Source organism: Acerihabitans sp. TG2 (assembly GCF_035013185.1).
GTDB lineage: Bacteria > Pseudomonadota > Gammaproteobacteria > Enterobacterales > Enterobacteriaceae > Acerihabitans.
In genome coordinates this window covers 20,749-38,198 of the sequence record NZ_JAYGJO010000023.1, presented here as the reverse complement: position 1 = coordinate 38,198, position 17,450 = coordinate 20,749, and the positions used below count along the sequence as shown (strand labels likewise).

Genomic DNA, 17,450 nt, shown 5'->3' with positions numbered 1-17,450 from the left:
CTCCACCCTTATCCTAACTGCTTCCTCGCATTACGGAAAATCCGCATCCAGGGCCCATCCTCGCCCCACGCCTCAGGATGCCAAGAATTGCTCACCGTACGGAACACCCGCTCCGGATGCGGCATAGTCAGTGTGACCCGACCATCGGCACTGGTCACAGCGGTAATACCATTAGGCGAGCCGTTCGGATTTGCCGGATACGTCTCGGTAGGCAGGCCACGATTATCAACAAAGCGCAGCGCCACCAAACCCGCCGCCTCCAACGCCGCCAAATGAGCCGCGTCACGCACCTCCACCAACCCTTCCCCGTGCGATACCGCAATCGGCAAACGTGAACCCACCATCCCTTGAAGTAATAAAGAAGGACTACTTGTCACCTCAACCAAACTAAACCGGGCTTCAAAACGTTCCGATTTATTACGCACAAATCGTGGCCAAAGATCTGCACCGGGTACCAGATCGCGCAAATTGGACATCATCTGACAGCCGTTACACACGCCAAGTGCCAAGGTATCGGCACGATGAAAAAATGCCTCAAATTCATCGCGCACCCGCGGATTAAACAAAATAGACTTAGCCCACCCTTCCCCGGCCCCCAACACATCGCCATAAGAAAATCCGCCACAGGCCACCAACGCCTGGAAATCATGCAATTGCCCTCGCCCGGACAGCAGATCGCTCATATGCACATCGATCGCATCAAAACCGGCCCGATGGAAAGCCGCCGCCATCTCCACATGGGAATTAACCCCCTGTTCGCGCAGGATCGCCACCTTTGGCGATATCCCTTTGGCGATGTTGAACCCGGTGATTAACGGCGCGGCAATATCCTGTGCCGGATCAAATGTCAGCACCACGTTCAACCCCGGATCGCTATCGTCCTGCTTAGCGACGTGCTCTTGATCGGCACAATCAGGATTATCCCGCAAACGCTGCATCTGCCAGGTCGTTTCTGCCCACCACGTCCGTAACTGGGTACGGTTTTCACGATACACATCCACGGTGCCGGCGCGGAACACCACGTCGTTACCCGCCGTCGCCTGTCCCAGGTCATGCAGACAGTCTGACAGTCCCTGCTGCGCAAATATCTGCTCAACCTGGGCCCGGTCCTCAGCCGCGATTTGAATCACCGCACCGAGTTCCTCATTAAACAGTGCCGCCAAAGTGTCATCACCCAATCCGGCAATATCCACCGCGAGACCACAATGGCCGGCAAAAGCCATTTCCAGCAAGGTCACCAACAGGCCGCCATCGGAACGATCGTGGTAGGCCAGCAAGACACGCTCTGCCACCAGTTGCTGAATCGCGCGGTAAAATCCCGCCAATTGTTCCACGTTGCGCACATCGGCGGTGTCATCGCCCAACTGACGATACACCTGCGCCAGCGCAGTTGCCCCTAACGCCTGGTGACCCGCGCCCAAATCGATTAGCAGCAGTACATTATCCCGATCGGCACGCAGTTGCGGCGTCACGGTGCCCCGCACATCTTCCACCCGGGCGAAGGCAGTGATCACCAGCGACATGGGCGATGTCATTTCGCGCTGCTCTTCTCCTTGCGGCCAACGGGTTTTCATCGACATGGAGTCCTTACCCACCGGAATCGTTAACCCCAGGGCCGGACAAAGTTCCTCACCCACGGCTTTAACCGCTGCATACAAACCCGCATCCTCGCCGGGATGTCCGGCTGCGGCCATCCAGTTAGCGGATAACTTGATACGTTTAATATCGCCAATCTGTGTCGCGGCCAGGTTAGTCAACGCCTCGCCCACCGCCAGACGCGCCGACGCGGCAAAATTCAGCAGTGCCACAGGCGCCCGTTCCCCTATTGACATCGCCTCGCCATAATAGCTGTCCAGACTCGCCGTGGTCACCGCACAATCCGCCACCGGCACCTGCCACGGACCGACCATCTGGTCACGTGCCACCATTCCGGTAACCGTCCGATCGCCAATGGTGATCAAAAAGGTTTTTTCCGCGACCACCGGCAGACGCAGTACGCGCTTCACCGCGTCGGCCAATACGATGCCCTCGCGGCTCAGCGGCGTAGCATCAATGCACAGCCGAGTCACATCACGCAGCATCTTGGGCGTTTTGCCCAATAACACATCCAACGGTAAATCAATGGGCCGATCGGCAAAATGCGTGTCGTCCAGACGCAAATGCAGTTCCTCGGTGGCCTCGCCAATGACCGCGTAAGGCGCACGTTCCCGACGGCAAATGGCCTCGAATACCGCCAACTGGGCCGGCGCCACCGCCATAACATAACGCTCCTGGGATTCATTACACCAGACTTCCAAGGGGCTCATACCCGGTTCATCGTTGGGGATGGCACGCAGTTGGAACCGCCCGCCGCGATGACCATCGCTGACTAATTCCGGCATGGCGTTGGACAGGCCACCCGCGCCAACGTCATGGATAAACAGAATCGGATTGGCCGCACCCATTTGCCAACAGCAATCGATCACTTCCTGGCAACGACGTTCCATTTCCGGGTTATCACGCTGTACCGAGGCAAAATCCAAATCGGCATCCGACTGACCGGAGGTCATGGATGACGCAGCGCCGCCGCCCAGGCCGATATTCATCGCCGGACCACCCAGTACAATAAGTTTGGCGCCTACGGTAATGTCCCCTTTCTGCACGTGCTCGTCACGGATATTGCCGATGCCGCCCGCCAGCATGATGGGCTTATGGTAGCCGCGCAGCTCCAGGCCATTATGGCTGTTCACCCGCTCTTCATAAGTACGAAAATAGCCGGTCAGCGCGGGGCGGCCGAATTCGTTATTAAATGCTGCGCCCCCCAAGGGTCCGTCCATCATGATATCCAGGGCGCTGACAATCCGATCCGGCTTACCGAAATCCTGCTCCCACGGTTGTTCAAAATCAGGAATACGCAAATTGGACACGGAAAAGCCCACCAGCCCGGCCTTGGGTTTCGCGCCCCGGCCGGTGGCGCCTTCGTCACGAATTTCGCCACCCGATCCCGTAGCGGCACCCGGCCAGGGGGAGATGGCGGTCGGATGGTTATGGGTTTCCACTTTCATCAAGATATGCGCCGGCTCCTGATGGTAGGCATAATGGCCATCCTGTGGGTCGGCAAAAAAGCGACCAACAGCAGACCCTTCCATCACCGCAGCGTTGTCCTTGTAAGCGGACAACACGAAATCAGGCGTACGCTCGAAGGTGTTCTTAATCATTTTAAATAATGACTTGGGCTGTTGCTCTCCGTCGATAATCCAATCGGCATTAAAAATTTTATGGCGACAATGCTCAGAATTGGCCTGGGCGAACATATACAGTTCAACATCGGTGGGATTACGTCCCAGACGGGTAAACGCCTCAAACAAGTAATCTATCTCATCAGGTGCCAGCGCCAGCCCGAGTTTAAGGTTAGCCTGTTCGAGCGCCAGTCGACCGGTTGTTAGCATATCCACCCGCTGAACCGGCGCCGGCGGCTGTTGAGTAAACAGATCACCCGCCTGCTCCAGCGTATCAAAGACGGTTTCCATCATCCGATCATGCAGCAGCACACCCAGTTGCCGCCACTGCACATCCGTCATGGCCTCGCCCTGGAAATAAAACGCCAGCCCACGTTCTAGACGTTTCACCTGCGCCAACCCGCAATTATGGGCGATATCGGTAGCTTTTGATGACCAGGGAGACAGTGTGCCGGGACGCGGCGTCACCAACAGCAAACGACCTTGAGGCGCATGTTCAGCAAGCGAGGGACCGTATTTCAACAGCTGTTGCAACCTGCCGCGCTCTTCTGGGTTAAGGGGGGCACTCAGATCGGCAAAGTGGACATATTCAGCATAAACATCATTCACCGGCAACTGGGCTTCACGGCAGCGGGATAGTAGCTTGTTGATACGAAATGCTGATAAAGCGGGCGAACCACGCAGTATTTCCATAATAAAAGATCTCTCGTCTTTGAACCGCCGAACGCAGGTCAGTGGTACGGCTTGCCATGGGGTGCAACTCTGGCCAACTTCCGCGCGCCACATACGCGCGGGCAATTTTTGATTTTTGGGGGGAAACGCGCGCCATTATAGAGAATACCGGCCCCGGACGAAACCGTTTGCGCGGTAAATGTTGCGATTCTTATCTGCACCCTCAAGACCCGGTCGCTAAGCAATAAAGTTGCACAGTGGCGTTTTGTTGCGCAAAATGCCCCCACTCCAGGGAGAAAATGCTAATAATACTGCCGAACGAGACAGCGAAATATTCGCTCCATCTAGAGATAACTATTTGAAAAAAATCAAATTTAACTATGCTGTGATGAGTCTTGTCGCCGCCATGCTAACCTGGGCGTTATGGTTCAACGTCCCGTGGCACAACGCGCGAGAAGACAAGCTGAGCGAGATAAAATCCAGGGGAACGCTACGGGTCAGCACGATTGACGCGCCGTTGAGTTTTCATTCCAATAATAACGTGCAAACCGGCTTCGATTACGAACTGGTGAAACGTTTCGCCGATTATTTGGGTGTCAAGCTTGTAATCCGTCAACGCAGCACGCTCAATGAACTGTTTGATGATCTGGACAATGATGACGCGGATCTCCTGGCCGCCGGTCTGATTTACAACACCGATCGACTACAACGGTTCGCCACCGGTCCCGCCTACTATTATATTTCGCAACAGCTGGTTTATCGGCTAGGTCAACCCCGCCCAAAAAACCTGGGCGCACTACAAGGCCGGCTAGCCGTGTCTTCCGGATCGGCACATATTTCCCTGCTGCGCGAGTTAAAGCAAAAAAAGTACCCGAACTTGCACTGGGAGGTGTCATCTGATCTCGGCAGCACATCGCTGCTCGAACAGGTGGCCGACGGTAAACTTGATTATACCTTGGTGGATTCAGCCACGGTCGGGCTGCTGCAACGTATCCATCCTCGGCTGGCGGTCGCCTTTGACGTAAGCGAAGAAGAGCCGGTTACCTGGTATCTGCGACGAAAAAACAGCGATAATCTCTCCGCCGCCCTGCTGGATTTTTTTAGCCAACAGCAGACGAACGGTATCTTGGCGCGGCTTGAGGAAAAATACCTGGGCCATGTGGGCAGTTTTGACTACGTCGATACCAAAACTTTCCTGACATCCATTGACGCCACGCTACCGGCATTGCAATCGTTATTTCAGCAATACGCCAAAGAGATTGATTGGAAATTGTTGGCCGCGATTTCTTACCAAGAGTCCCATTGGAATCCCCAGGCCGTCTCCCCCACTGGGGTTCGAGGTCTGATGATGCTTACCCGCTCTACGGCGGATAGTCTGGGAATTGCGGATCGCATGGATCCGGAGCAAAGCATCCGCGGTGGAGCGCTCTATCTATCGCACTTGATGCAGCGAGTGCCGGACACCATACCTGAAGAGGAAAAAATCTGGTTTGCGCTTGCGGCCTATAATATGGGGTATTCCCATATGCTGGACGCACGCACCTTAACGGCCAGCCAACAGGGTAACCCCGATAGCTGGGTGGATGTGAAACAACGCTTGCCGATGCTTAGCCAGCCTCGTTACTACCAACAAACCACCTATGGTTATGCTCGTGGCCAGCAGGCCTATAACTATGTGGAAAATATCCGTCTCTACGAGATGAGCCTAATCGGATATTTAGAGGAAAAACAGAAAAAAATCGCGCGGCAAACTGCAGTGACCAACCAGGCTGCAGCGCTTGACGCCACAAAGCAGCCCGCCAAGGTCAGCGGGCTTTTTTCGACCAATAATACCAGTGCTATTTTTGCGCCTTCATGGACCAAACCGCACTCGACGCCATAACGCCGGCATCTTGAAGTTTCAAGGCTTGACGCCGCGCTTTATGCAGTTCGCGGCGGCCACGAAAAAAAGCACTCAGTTGACGTGAACAGTCCTCGGCCAACACGCCCGGGCTCACCGTCACCGCATGATTAAGGCCAGACTGGCGCAGCACGTCGCAAAATGAACCCACCGCGCCGGTTTTTGGGTCGCAGGTGCCGAACACCAAACGGCCGATTCTGGCGTGAATCATCGCCCCGGCGCACATAATGCACGGTTCCAGCGTGACATAAAGCGTGGTGTTTAACAGCCGATAATTGCACAATGCCGCACCACCCTGGCGCAAGGCCATGATTTCCGCATGGGCGGTGGGATCGTGATGACCAATCGAGCGGTTCCACCCTTCGCCGACCACCCGGTCAGCCAGAACCAGCACTGCGCCCACCGGCACCTCACCCTCATCTGCGGCCCGCTCGGCCAAGGTTAAGGCATGGCGCATCCAGTATTCGTCGTCCAGTTCATTAGACATAATATGTCTCCAGGGTTATTTCCCGCCGGCTGATTATAGCGGTATAAGGCGGACGACCGCAAAACCCCGGGCAGCTCGTCGTTGCCTACGGTGATGGGGACACTTACTCTAACGGCTGCAGCTCGCCTCGTGGCGTAACATGCCAACGATGCTGGCAGAAATAGAGTAACGGGCTGTCATGTATGCTATCGCTGTAACCGCTAAACAGTTTGAGCGGCGTACCCAGCGCTGACTCCAATTGCACCACTTTCTCATGACCCAGGCAGCGTAAGGTCAACACCCAGCCGCCGTATCGACGGGTGCTCCGGCTACCGATCACGTTTACCTGTGATAAAAACGGGGCATCGGCATACACCCCACGGACCAAGGGCTCCAGGGAGCCGGTAATCAGCCAAACCTGCGTATCATCACTGGCAAGGTACTCATTTAGCCGCGCCAAAACCGTAGGATAAGCGGTAACACGCTGGCGAAACCAGTCGATGAAACTCTCCTGCAAAGCCATAAGCCGAGCTTCACTGTGACCGAAGGTGATAGCCCACAGTAATAAGCTTATGGGCCAACGGCCGGAGCGTCCTTTAATCAGCAGACCGAATAACACCCATGGCAAGACCGGCAATACCAGGATCAAATTGAGCGGCAGATGGCGCAGCATATAACGTAAAAAACAGCCGAACATATCCTGTTGATGTAACGTGCCGTCCAAATCGAAAAATACAATACGTCGGTTTGCGACAGGGCTCAAAATCACTCCTCAGAATTATTCAATCCGTTGCTACGCTTGTCACCACTTGCCGCAACATTATCACCCAGCGCACAACGCAAGAAACCACGCTGTTGCGATAACGATCGTCTGGCCTGGGTAGCGTCGACGCCGGTGAGAATCATTAATATTGCCGTTTTCACTTCAAAATCAGCCTGTTCCAGCGCGGTCTGTGCCTGCGCTCTATCAGCGCCAGTTGCCTGAACCACAATACGGCAAGCCCGATCCGCGAGTTTGATATTGGTGGCTTTAACATCCACCATCAAATTTTGATATACCTTACCCAGTTTGACCATCGCGCCGGTGGAGAGCATATTCAAAATAAGTTTTTGTGCCGTACCGGACTTCATGCGGGTAGAGCCGGTAAGGACTTCCGGACCCACCAACGGTGAAATAGCGATACCAGCCTCATGGGCGATCGGAGAATCCGGATTACAGGAAATCGCCGCAGTGGCGCAGCCCAAACGGGTGGCATAACGCAGTCCGCCGATCACATAAGGTGTACGCCCCGACGCCGCCAAACCCACCACCATATCCACCGGCTGCAGGTTAAGTGCCAGCAAATCCTTAGCGGCTAGCTCAAGGTCATCCTCAGCCCCCTCCACCGCGTGCAACAAGGCACCAGGGCCGCCAGCAATCAGTCCCACCACGAGCCCGGACGGCACGCCGAAGGTGGGAGGACATTCTGCCGCATCCAAGACGCCTAAACGTCCGCTGGTACCGGCGCCAAGATAGATCAGACGACCGCCGGCCGCCAACGCCGCCGCGGCTAAATCCACCGCAGCGGCAATCGCCGGTAGTTGGTGGCTAATCGCCTGGGGTACCAAATGATCCTGCTGATTAAACAAGGTGACCATTTCCAGCGTAGTCAGTGTATCGAGGTTCATCGAAGCAGGATTACGGGTTTCCGACACTAACGCGCCGAGCTTTGCCACATCATTGTCCATCACATTACCTTGAATTATTAATTCACCTATTTAACACTATTATTGAATAGTAAATTCCGACAGGGGAGAAAATTCTGTAACCTGTCTTCGCCCCTCACCGTTGAGCCATAATTATGAGTAGTGTATTACGCATCCGCCAGCTATACCGGTCATTATCAACCAATGATCGCAAATTGGCCGATTACCTTTTGACACAAACCGACCAAGCCCGTCATTTGAGCTCACAAAAAGTGGCCGAGCAGGTGGGCGTCAGCCAATCAAGTGTGGTCAAATTTGCGCAAAAACTGGGGTACAAAGGTTTTACCGCGCTAAAGCTGGCGCTGAGCGAAACCTTGGCAAGTGTTCAGGATCCCCCTTCGGTAACCGTCCATAATCATATTCTCAGCAATGACCCATTAAAAACGGTTGGGGAAAAATTACTGACAGAAAAAGTGGCGGCCCTTCGGGCGACTCTGGATATCAATAGCGAAGAGCGACTCCGGCAAAGCGTGGTGCTGCTACAAGACGCCCGCAGGGTGATTATCGTCGGTATCGGCGCTTCCGGGCTGGTCGCGAAGGATTTTTCGTACAAATTAATGAAAATCGGCATGTCGGCAGTGGCGCAGACCGATATGCATGTACTGCTCGCCACCGTCCAGGCCATTAGCCCGGAAGATCTTTTAGTGGCCATCTCTTTTAGTGGCCGGCGGAGGGAGATCAACCTGGCAGCACAAGAGGCACATCGGGTGGGTGCACACGTATTGGCGATCACCCATTTTTCCCCTAATGCCTTGCAGCAACATGCCGATATCGCCTTATACACAGTAGCCCAAGAACAGGCCCAAGGCAGTGGCGCCTTATCGTCGACCACCGCGCAACAGGCGTTAACCGATTTGTTATTTATGGCCTTGGTACAGCGCGATCTCGAGCATGCGCCACAACGAATCCGCCATAGCGAAGAAATGCTCAATAAGCTGGCTCAAGGCTGAGACATTGAGGCTTCAGTTGGTCTGTTCGTCAACGTTGATGCTATCAAAGGCACGTTGCAACACCAGAGAAATTATCATGTCGCACAACAACTCTGATGGCAGCTGCGGTGGCCTATCGGGTAATGCCGCTCTGGACGTTCTGGGTGCTCGCGCAGTTTCTGCGCCATCCATTGCCGCAATATCCCGAATATACTTTACGACATTATCGGCATTTAACATCATGGCATTGGCTTTGAATACCGGGTCGCTTTCGAGTAAGCGGTAAATATCTTCGTCATAAATAACCTGCCCTGGCGTTAACGGTATATTATCAATTAAGCGCATTCTAATGTGTTCCAATAGCAGGGTACGCGAATATAAAGCACGATCAAAAATGGATAAAATTTGTTGGGCGCTGCTATAACGAATATTGGAAGAAGGAAAATAAATTGTATCTTCTGTTGCGATCGCCAAATGAGACGTTTCATGAAGTAACGTATGAGACATCTCCAAACGATCTTCTGATACAGTAATCAAACGATCCACATTTATAAAGATCCTGTGTTGCGGATCGCTCGGCAGACAAAAAGCAAGTGGCCCCGTATTTTGCTCGACCGTATCCAATTCAATGATAACATCATCACTTAACAAATTTTTCCTTGAAAAAAATGCTATGTTATTTTTTACTTTAGGCAGCATAAATAAACTTTTTTCAATTACCTTTTCAAAAACAAACAACGCTTGTCGGATAATATCTGGGTCAGTCACTCCCAGAGCTTTAGCAAAATAATTATTGAGCTTGACAATATTATTATGTGATTTTTGCATCCATTTCAAATTCAATAACGCACGTTGTAAACTCATTTTAACATTCATTAATTCTTTATTGGTTTGGGCTTTCAGATCGTTAAGGTAATACGCCTTATTAAAACGCTTTGGGCCTTTAAAAACAAAATAATGGTGATCGCCAAAGATTTCGGTTAATGCTGCCTGTATGCTGTAGTTCACATCCGCATTGGGAGCCAGCACTACGGGTCGATTCATAATAAATTTTTTAAACGGCGGCAATACCCAACGGGTATTTTTCTCTATGGTCAAGTCGAGAGGGGCAAGCTGCTTTGCGTTCACGCCGATAGCGACATTTGCCAAAGACGCATCGCCTGCCTCCATTTTTCGTATGTCCGGATTACCCATCCCCCCTTGCACCACTAAATCTGTTGGTAAAGCATGGGGCTTCGCCATCTCCGCGCCAGAGGGTAACCCTGAGGTCGATTTACGGACGTTAAGTTTTGGCAAAGCGGTGTTAAGCTGCGGAATGGCGTCGATCATTTGGTACCCCAGCTTTATTGACCGTCTGCTAGCGGAACGGGTGATGGAGAACATCATTTCCGCTCCGGGGTCAATACCGCGCAGCGCCGAGAGTCCCAAACGCAATAAAACAGCTCGGCTCAGCTGAGATGCCATGGGTTGGAAAATAAAATGCTGCGAGTTATACAAGCCAGTTTTCAGCGCATGTTTCACCGCTTGCCTGGCCCCATAGGTCATGCTGATACTCATCGCGGTTTTTTGCGACGCAATCAGCGCACCTTTGGTCACGCCACTGGCGAGCCGTATTGACAAGGATGACGCTTGGCCGATAAAAGGTATTAATGCTAAAATATCAAGGCTGCAGTCAAAAATCGCTTCGCCATAATTACCGCTGCTCGCCGCCTTGACACAATTGTAGAAAGGGACGATTGACAATAATATTTCTTTGGCCTTTTCTGTTAAGGTTTGTTCAAAACCATAAAGCGACAACTGCTGCTTAAATGTACGTTTATGCTTATCGGCTAAGCGTTCAATCAGTTTAATCATTACCTGCGAGGAGGCCATGATAATATCAGTCTTAGATTCTTTTATATGTAGCGTAAACTGATCATCAAACACCGTTTGGTCATTCGGCGCCAGCAGCTCACGATAGAGAAGCACATTCTCATCAACGCGGTGTAATTCATAACGCCCGTTTACCGACTTTAGAGCATAAATCCGGGTAACCCTATTATGTTCAGCCATAAACAAATCAATATGGGGTGGATTATTTAATACAGTCAACAGGTCTTTATCATAATCCAGGCTAGGAACTAGCTGCATTTTTCGCCCCAGATTTCTGGTTTTAACCAACGAAAACTCCACCATAAAAATTTTTGCCGCATTAATAAATTCTTTAGCATCAGTATCTAATAAATTAAATTCCGACAATATATATAATTTATCAATATCATAAAACTTATCAGCGATAGAAGAATTTTGTAGCTCATAGGCTTTATCGAGGGATTCCGTATCCTGTGGTGTATCACAACCAAGGACCTGCAAACGGGGTTTGAATTGACTTAGACTTTCGTTAAACAGCACCAGTGGATGTTCATCAATAGTCTCTCTTTGGGAAAAAAAAGCGTCTAGCGCGGTTTTTTCATATGTACTACGCATGGCGGGATCCCAATTCGGCAATTCGTCAGGATGTTCCATTATATAAAAAAGTAAAGCTGGCATTGAAAATAACCTAACCCAACTGGCGGGAATAGCTCGTTCCTTCAATTGCACATAAACCATCAAACCCAGCGCATACGCTTCATCCTGCGAAAACAAAGAAATATCCGCGCCCCACCGCGCAGCAAAAGATAAACCTGCATGACAAAATCCCCAGGTTTGATTATTTTCACCAAAACTAAGGGATAACCCATTATGCCATATAGGAAATTCAGCAACGGCTACTTTATCAAAAATATAAGTCGCTGATTCACCGTTACCCGTTTTCCGCCCTTTATAAATACTGCTATTTATTTTACTAAAAACAGAGCCTTTAACTTTTTGTAAAATATTCTTTTTATGATCACGGTGCTTAATCAATTTTTTTACAATATAATCAAACGCACTTTGTTCGAATAGATGTCGTTCGACCCAATGATGAATTGTCATTTGATAAGTATAAGCCGTATATTTTTTTAAGGACGTTATGGTGCCAGTCGTCTCTGATGACAGTATTTCCCTGCCTAACACCACAGCCCCGTTTTTATTGAAAGTAATATAATCAGTAACATTTCTCATCAGTTGGTTAAGATCAACCTCATGCTCACCTTGCAGCGTTCCATATCTTTTGGCAAAAAAAACGGCAAGCCTATTTGTTACATTTGGAATAGGTGAAATCGTTGGTGACTCTGTGTTGGGAGAAACGGGAATAACATGGTGATCAGACAAAATCGACTGGGTCTGGTCATTCGCTTGCGCAGCAGGAAAACGCAGAGGATCACTAAAATTCAATACCTTTTGATAGATATTTTCGGTAAACCAGCCTTGATAAGCATTCAAATCGAAGTAAGAAGCGGATCGATCGTAAAATACACCAACATCTCTGATAGGCCGAGTAATTACATGAGAAAATTGCCATATAAGCAACTGGGTCGAAAGTACAAAACCACTTAATAAGGTCTCCGTCTTAGACGGTCGGTGATATGTAGAAATATAATACTGGCTATCATTATACACTCTGGCTAAGGCTGCGAGTCTTTTTCCTTGAGGTTGATAGCTGTCATCAAGTAAATTACCTGGAGGAAGCGTAGAAAAATTATTTAAACCATGTTGTCCATCACTGACGCTATTTTTATGAGTATATTTTTCTATAGATGATATATTCATATATCTCCAAAAAAGTGATTTATGCAATGAATGACTAGTGTAAAATAGAAGAAAATAATAACGTTAACTACCTTTTTCAGCATTGAGGAAATACAAAAATAATTGTCACACAATCCCGACATCGTGCTATCACTCTATTTTTTAACAAAAGCATCCTGATGTTATAGATAGACCGTATACACAATATGTCTTAGGTTAAGTGCCCCTTAAAGGGGGCTGCCAACACATTTCATTAGCGACTTATCATTCTTGATGAGCTAAATCACTTAATTCTTCCACCACCAACAGTAAGGTAAGTAATTAAAAAACGCTCTACAATACGGCATTACAAAAATGCTATTTTACCTGATATATATTGAACACCCTACCATTTGCAAAAGTGGTTACTCAACTTCCGAACCATTACTGATGATAAATTATTTTTGCAGGAACATTATCACAAAAATCTATCTCACCATTTAATAAAATACTAATTATCAAATTCAATATCTACTGATAGATGTCAGTTATTTATGTATTTAACATAGAATTGTTTTTAACAAAAAGCAAGAGGTATCAATAATGATTTATTTATTTTTTACATAAAAAACAAATAATTGAGAAATAAAGTAATTATTTGCCATAGTGCTAATTCTGGCAAAATGGCATACACCCTGGATAGGATAAATTTAACAATAACGGCTGTACACTCCAGACAACGCGTTTTACTTAAACGCACATATTAAAAACCAAAAGTACCTCAGTATAATTGCATTATTCAATATTTATCTCAGCATGGCTATTGAAACTAGGATTTTGCTAAACGCTGTGGTCGTACGCCAGTAAATAAAAAATTATCACAACGCTTGGCCAACGCTAAAAAGGCAACAATGCAATCCATAAAATGCGAGCAAAAAATTGTTATGCCAGTTAACTTGCATATCCTATGAAGTAGGGTTAAAAATGGCGGCTATTCTGAGCTACTGATAACCGCCAAACTGAATGACCAATTCGAATGTAGGTGTTAGGGATCCATTTTTATCTAATTTACAGTATATATTATTCCTCATGTACAACAACTAAAATGTGATGTATGTGAACAAGTAATGTGTGCCTAATGTATTGCTATTTTATGATTATATACATAAATAGTCATGTTTTGAAACGTTAGTACTTGGTCAGGGATACCAACTTGATTCTTTATCGCGTTTAATCGAAGATTAGGCTCTGAGTTTTCATCAATACTTTTAACCGCTGGAATTGCAACAAACTGACGCTTTGGTGACTTTTCAATATATTCATCTGTCAACCATGACCTCATTGTTTGTAGGCGAGTAAAATTAAATCTAATACGATATGTTACGTTGTCAAACAAAACAGGGGTGATATGAATAGAACCATTAGAAAACCAGTTTACGCTATTTGACATTTTCCAATAGTCACTGTAGCCAAATGTTAGATTATTATCCTCTAAAAATTTGATATAATTTAAGGTTTGTTCTTCCTGATCATATAATGGGCGAGTATGCTGTTGATACGAGTAAATGGAAGATCCAATGAACATGGCAAGTACAATTGCTATTAAATATTTTCTTTTAAAAGAGAACGTTAAAACCGAAATAGCGATACCGAAGCACACAGCGTTCATGAAAAAACGGGCACTTATATACGCGGGATCTTCATAGCTGATTATGAAAGACGAAATTATACCAGCGATTGAGAGCGCACTGAAAACTCCGATGTACTGAGCTTTAATCCCTGCTTTTAAACAAATTGATAGTGAGTAGAGAATAGTAATTGACCAAACAATAAATGAAGCAATATACGCGATTGGTAAGTCAATGAAAAATATATTCATGCTTTTACCAAGCACATTAACAACCCACTCAGCATTTATTATCCATTGTTCGAAACCAACCACCTTTAATCGCTGTATTGGTAATCCGAAAATCCTTTGGATGACGTGGGTTATTGCTAACACATAGGCTATGCCAAATACCATCATTGATTTTTTATCAATATACTTTTTCCAAGAGAAATAAACAGTAGAAAGCAAAACAGGAAGAAAGTAAGACGCTAAAAACCAAGGATCAGAGGCCGCGGCTAATACCGCCAAAAAGCTATACAATATTGTTATAATAATCGATTTTTTTTCAATATTCCAAAAGCATAAACCAAATACAACAACTCCAAAAAAATTGGTTGAATTGTGCGAAAATGGATGAGCAAGAAAACCAAAGGTATATGAATAAGCAGGAAACAGTATTAAACAAGCAAGAGAAATCAATGAAAAGTATGTTTTTTTAGTATTATTTAATATAATTGTAATAATAACCGATGTAAGAGCGATGAATGCCGACGTAGACAGTATTAATGGTATTTTTCCATCATCAGAATAAAGTGAAAAGAAAATGAAATTAAATGGGTAAATGGTAAAGTACCAGTTATCCGGGGTGGGCGCCCAATCTCGGAATACCGAAAACCCCTCGGTCAGGAAACCGCGCCAAACCAGGGAACTGTTTGCAGCATCTGGTTCAATAGGGAAATATCTGTAAGTCAGAAAATAAGAAATGATCATGGCAAAAATTGATGCGGAAAAATAAATTAACGCCGACCCCTTGTTTACCTTTTTCACTAAAAAAACTCCTTAAGTAATTCCATTCTGTATATTTTGTGCATCTTGGATGATGGTTCATCTTAACACAAGTTATATCACCGCCCTCACCATCTAGGTCAATGGCGTTGTATTGAGCCAAAGGATTGCCTTTATGGTCTGGCGCAACAAGAATACTCAATTATTGATGCCACTACCAAGGTAATTCTGGTCATTGTGCAACGTGAGTGGACCTACCCATGCCCCGAAGGCCCATAATTCGTTCGGTATAGACATTTAGAGGCTAAAATTATGAATAAGATATCTGGCGTGAGTAGTAGTGATTTTATTGAGTTCATGATGTTGTTCCACTATGCATAAGAGCACTCTGCACAGAAAAGAATTTCCAAATTTGTCCAAGTGTGCCGACATGATGTTAACTGTAGTCGCGAATTTGCCTATGGTAGTTTGCCGCTTTTCCCGTGTGCAAATGCGGCCAGGAGCGCATCCTTATTGGGGTTATCCTGCTGGTGTGTTACAGTGCGCGGGATTGGCATTGGCGTGTATCAGTGGCAACCAGCGCTACACTCATAGTTGAGGTAAAATCTGGAGGCTAAAAAAGGCATATATTGCCATTTGGTGTTGCTGGACAGGTTTTTTCGATGCCAAAACAAGGGTGAAAACCGACCCGTAGTGCGGGATCATATCCAAAAATAAATCCAGATAACCGCATGATTTTAATATATTTAATATCTAAGTGATTGAGATGGCGTTACTAATAACAAAGCGGTGCATCAACTGCGACATGTGCGAGCCTGAATGCCCTAACCAGGCGATTACCATGGGTGCGGAGTTCTATCAGATCGATCCAAATCGTTGTACAGAGTGCGTCGGGCATTACGACACCCCCACCTGCGTCAACGTGTGTCCCATTGATAATACCATTTTGCCTGACCCACAGCGGGTCGAAAGCAACGATAAGCTATGGGAGAAATATGTGCTGATGTACCACGACCCTCGCTTATGAGTCCGGCTACTTCTCCAGAATAACGGTGGCACAGGCATAACGCCGCTCATCAGCGAGGCTGACATGCACGCTGGTCACCCCCAAACGCTTGGCCAACGCGTCGGCCTGCAGATAAAACCGCAGTCCCGGTTTGCCCAGGATATCGTTGATCACTTCAAATTGTGCAAAGGCGAGACCGTTACGAATACCGGTGCCAAAGGCTTTTGCCGCCGCCTCTTTTACCGCAAACCGTTTGGCCAGAAAACGGATCGGCTGCTTATGATTCAGATATTGTGCCCATTCCACGTCGCTCAAAATACGCTGGGCAAAGCGGTCCCCGCTGCGTGCTACCACCGCTTCGATACGGGCTATTTCGACAATATCGGTTCCAAGACCGAGGATGGCCATTATCCGCGCGCTCGCAATGCGCGTGGATACATCAAACCAGCAGTAATCTGTACCGCCATGTCTACCTCCTAAAATCGCTCGCCCTGGGTGTCCTGTGGCATAGTTCTACACCTTATCAGGGAGATCCTCTGTGGGCGCTGTTTTATCCGTTGGTTTTTTTATCATAAACTGGCGAAACAGCTCGCGGCTTTTTAGCGGCTTACCACCAAGATAGGGTTTAAGCGCCATGCGTGTAAAGCGTTTGGCGGCGCGTAAGCTGTCAATATCGGGGAACTGGCGGGTGGCCAGCGCTTGAAGTTCGCGTCCGGTAAAACTGTAGTGGTCGATGACCACACTGGCAATAAACCCTTTTTCTTCACGAAAACGATACGTCATATCGTCATCCACCGGCAGTCCGGTGGCGGCACAGTGTAAAAAATCAACACCGTATCCCAGATGCCCGAGCAGGGCCAGTTCAAAACGCCTTAGCGCGGGTTCCGGCGAGCCGTTATCACCCGCCAGCGATTGCAGGCAGTGCAGGTAGTCAAAAAACAGTGAGGAATAATCGGTTTCGTGGGTCAGGACCCGGGACAGCAGTTCATTGGTATATAGCCCGCTGTAAAGCATCAACCCGGTTAATGGCAGCCCCATCGATACCGGCTCAGCGCTGCGCAAGGTTTTCACTTCACCGCGTCCACTCCAGCGGATCAGTAACGGCGTAAACGGCTGTAATATCCCTTTTAACGCAGAGCGACGAGAACGTGCGCCTTTAGCCAGTATGCGCACCCGCCCATCGTTTTCAGTGAAAAAATCCAACAGCAGGCTGGTTTCGCTATAATGTCGTCCATGCAAGACAAATGCACGCTGCCAGCCATCCATCGG

11 protein-coding genes are annotated in these 17,450 nt (G+C 48.1%); 3 read left to right on the top strand and 8 right to left on the bottom strand.

The features are described from left to right. Nucleotides 1-8: 8 nt before the first annotated feature. The gene (gene purL, locus SJI19_RS18155) at nucleotides 9-3,914 is read right to left on the bottom strand and encodes a phosphoribosylformylglycinamidine synthase (protein WP_323479718.1); all 3,906 of its coding nucleotides are present in this window, start codon (nucleotides 3,912-3,914) and stop codon (nucleotides 9-11) included. Between the two features lie 334 nt (nucleotides 3,915-4,248). Between purL and mltF the strand changes: the two genes are divergently transcribed. Next, nucleotides 4,249-5,772 (top strand): membrane-bound lytic murein transglycosylase MltF, encoded by a 1,524-nt coding sequence (mltF, locus tag SJI19_RS18150; RefSeq protein ID WP_323479677.1) that lies wholly within the window; start codon nucleotides 4,249-4,251, stop codon nucleotides 5,770-5,772. Here mltF and tadA read toward each other — a convergent pair. From tadA to murQ, 3 genes are all read right to left on the bottom strand, one after another. Beyond that, nucleotides 5,729-6,277, bottom strand: a complete 549-nt coding sequence (tadA, locus tag SJI19_RS18145) for a tRNA adenosine(34) deaminase TadA (RefSeq protein WP_323479676.1) — start codon at nucleotides 6,275-6,277, stop codon at nucleotides 5,729-5,731. The genes mltF and tadA overlap by 44 nt on opposite strands. Nucleotides 6,278-6,380: 103 nt before the next feature. Continuing rightward, the gene (gene yfhb, locus SJI19_RS18140; RefSeq protein WP_323479717.1) at nucleotides 6,381-6,953 is read right to left on the bottom strand and encodes a phosphatidylglycerophosphatase C; all 573 of its coding nucleotides are present in this window, start codon (nucleotides 6,951-6,953) and stop codon (nucleotides 6,381-6,383) included. A 68-nt stretch (nucleotides 6,954-7,021) separates the two neighbouring features. Beyond that, complete coding sequence (murQ, locus tag SJI19_RS18135) at nucleotides 7,022-7,984, bottom strand: N-acetylmuramic acid 6-phosphate etherase (RefSeq protein ID WP_323479675.1); 963 nt, start codon at nucleotides 7,982-7,984, stop codon at nucleotides 7,022-7,024. Between the two features lie 113 nt (nucleotides 7,985-8,097). Between murQ and SJI19_RS18130 the strand changes: the two genes are divergently transcribed. Beyond that, entirely contained in the window at nucleotides 8,098-8,952 is an 855-nt protein-coding gene (locus tag SJI19_RS18130; protein WP_323479674.1) for a MurR/RpiR family transcriptional regulator, read from the top strand. Nucleotides 8,953-8,964: 12 nt separating this feature from the next. Here SJI19_RS18130 and SJI19_RS18125 read toward each other — a convergent pair whose 3' ends face one another. Further along, nucleotides 8,965-12,603 (bottom strand): hypothetical protein, encoded by a 3,639-nt coding sequence (locus SJI19_RS18125; RefSeq protein WP_323479673.1) that lies wholly within the window; start codon nucleotides 12,601-12,603, stop codon nucleotides 8,965-8,967. A 1,093-nt stretch (nucleotides 12,604-13,696) separates the two neighbouring features. Further along, a complete protein-coding gene (locus SJI19_RS18120) occupies nucleotides 13,697-15,217 on the bottom strand; it encodes a hypothetical protein (RefSeq protein ID WP_323479672.1) in 1,521 nt (506 codons plus the stop codon). Between the two features lie 724 nt (nucleotides 15,218-15,941). Here SJI19_RS18120 and SJI19_RS18115 point away from each other — a divergent pair. Beyond that, nucleotides 15,942-16,202 carry a YfhL family 4Fe-4S dicluster ferredoxin gene (locus SJI19_RS18115; RefSeq protein ID WP_323479671.1) on the top strand — a complete coding sequence of 87 codons (261 nt, stop codon included), beginning with the start codon at nucleotides 15,942-15,944 and terminating at the stop codon, nucleotides 16,200-16,202. Between the two features lie 6 nt (nucleotides 16,203-16,208). Here the strand turns inward: SJI19_RS18115 and acpS are convergent, their stop codons facing one another. Both acpS and recO read right to left on the bottom strand, forming a co-directional pair. Further along, nucleotides 16,209-16,589, bottom strand: a complete 381-nt coding sequence (gene acpS / locus SJI19_RS18110) for a holo-ACP synthase (RefSeq protein WP_323479670.1) — start codon at nucleotides 16,587-16,589, stop codon at nucleotides 16,209-16,211. Nucleotides 16,590-16,694: 105 nt separating this feature from the next. Further along, on the bottom strand, nucleotides 16,695-17,447 hold the full coding sequence (gene recO, locus SJI19_RS18105) for a DNA repair protein RecO (protein WP_323479669.1): 753 nt from the start codon (nucleotides 17,445-17,447) through the stop codon (nucleotides 16,695-16,697). Nucleotides 17,448-17,450 lie beyond the last annotated feature (3 nt).

Excerpts from the sequence above, each read along its gene's own strand:
- tadA (WP_323479676.1), bottom strand. The coding sequence starts at position 6,277 with ATGTCTAATGAACTGGACGACGAATACTGGATGCGCCATGCCTTAACC.
- yfhb (WP_323479717.1), bottom strand. The coding sequence starts at position 6,953 with ATGTTCGGCTGTTTTTTACGTTATATGCTGCGCCATCTGCCGCTCAAT.
- murQ (WP_323479675.1), bottom strand. The coding sequence starts at position 7,984 with ATGGACAATGATGTGGCAAAGCTCGGCGCGTTAGTGTCGGAAACCCGT.
- SJI19_RS18130 (WP_323479674.1), top strand. The coding sequence starts at position 8,098 with ATGAGTAGTGTATTACGCATCCGCCAGCTATACCGGTCATTATCAACC.
- SJI19_RS18125 (WP_323479673.1), bottom strand. The coding sequence starts at position 12,603 with ATGAATATATCATCTATAGAAAAATATACTCATAAAAATAGCGTCAGT.
- SJI19_RS18115 (WP_323479671.1), top strand. The coding sequence starts at position 15,942 with ATGGCGTTACTAATAACAAAGCGGTGCATCAACTGCGACATGTGCGAG.
- acpS (WP_323479670.1), bottom strand. The coding sequence starts at position 16,589 with ATGGCCATCCTCGGTCTTGGAACCGATATTGTCGAAATAGCCCGTATC.
- recO (WP_323479669.1), bottom strand. The coding sequence starts at position 17,447 with ATGGATGGCTGGCAGCGTGCATTTGTCTTGCATGGACGACATTATAGC.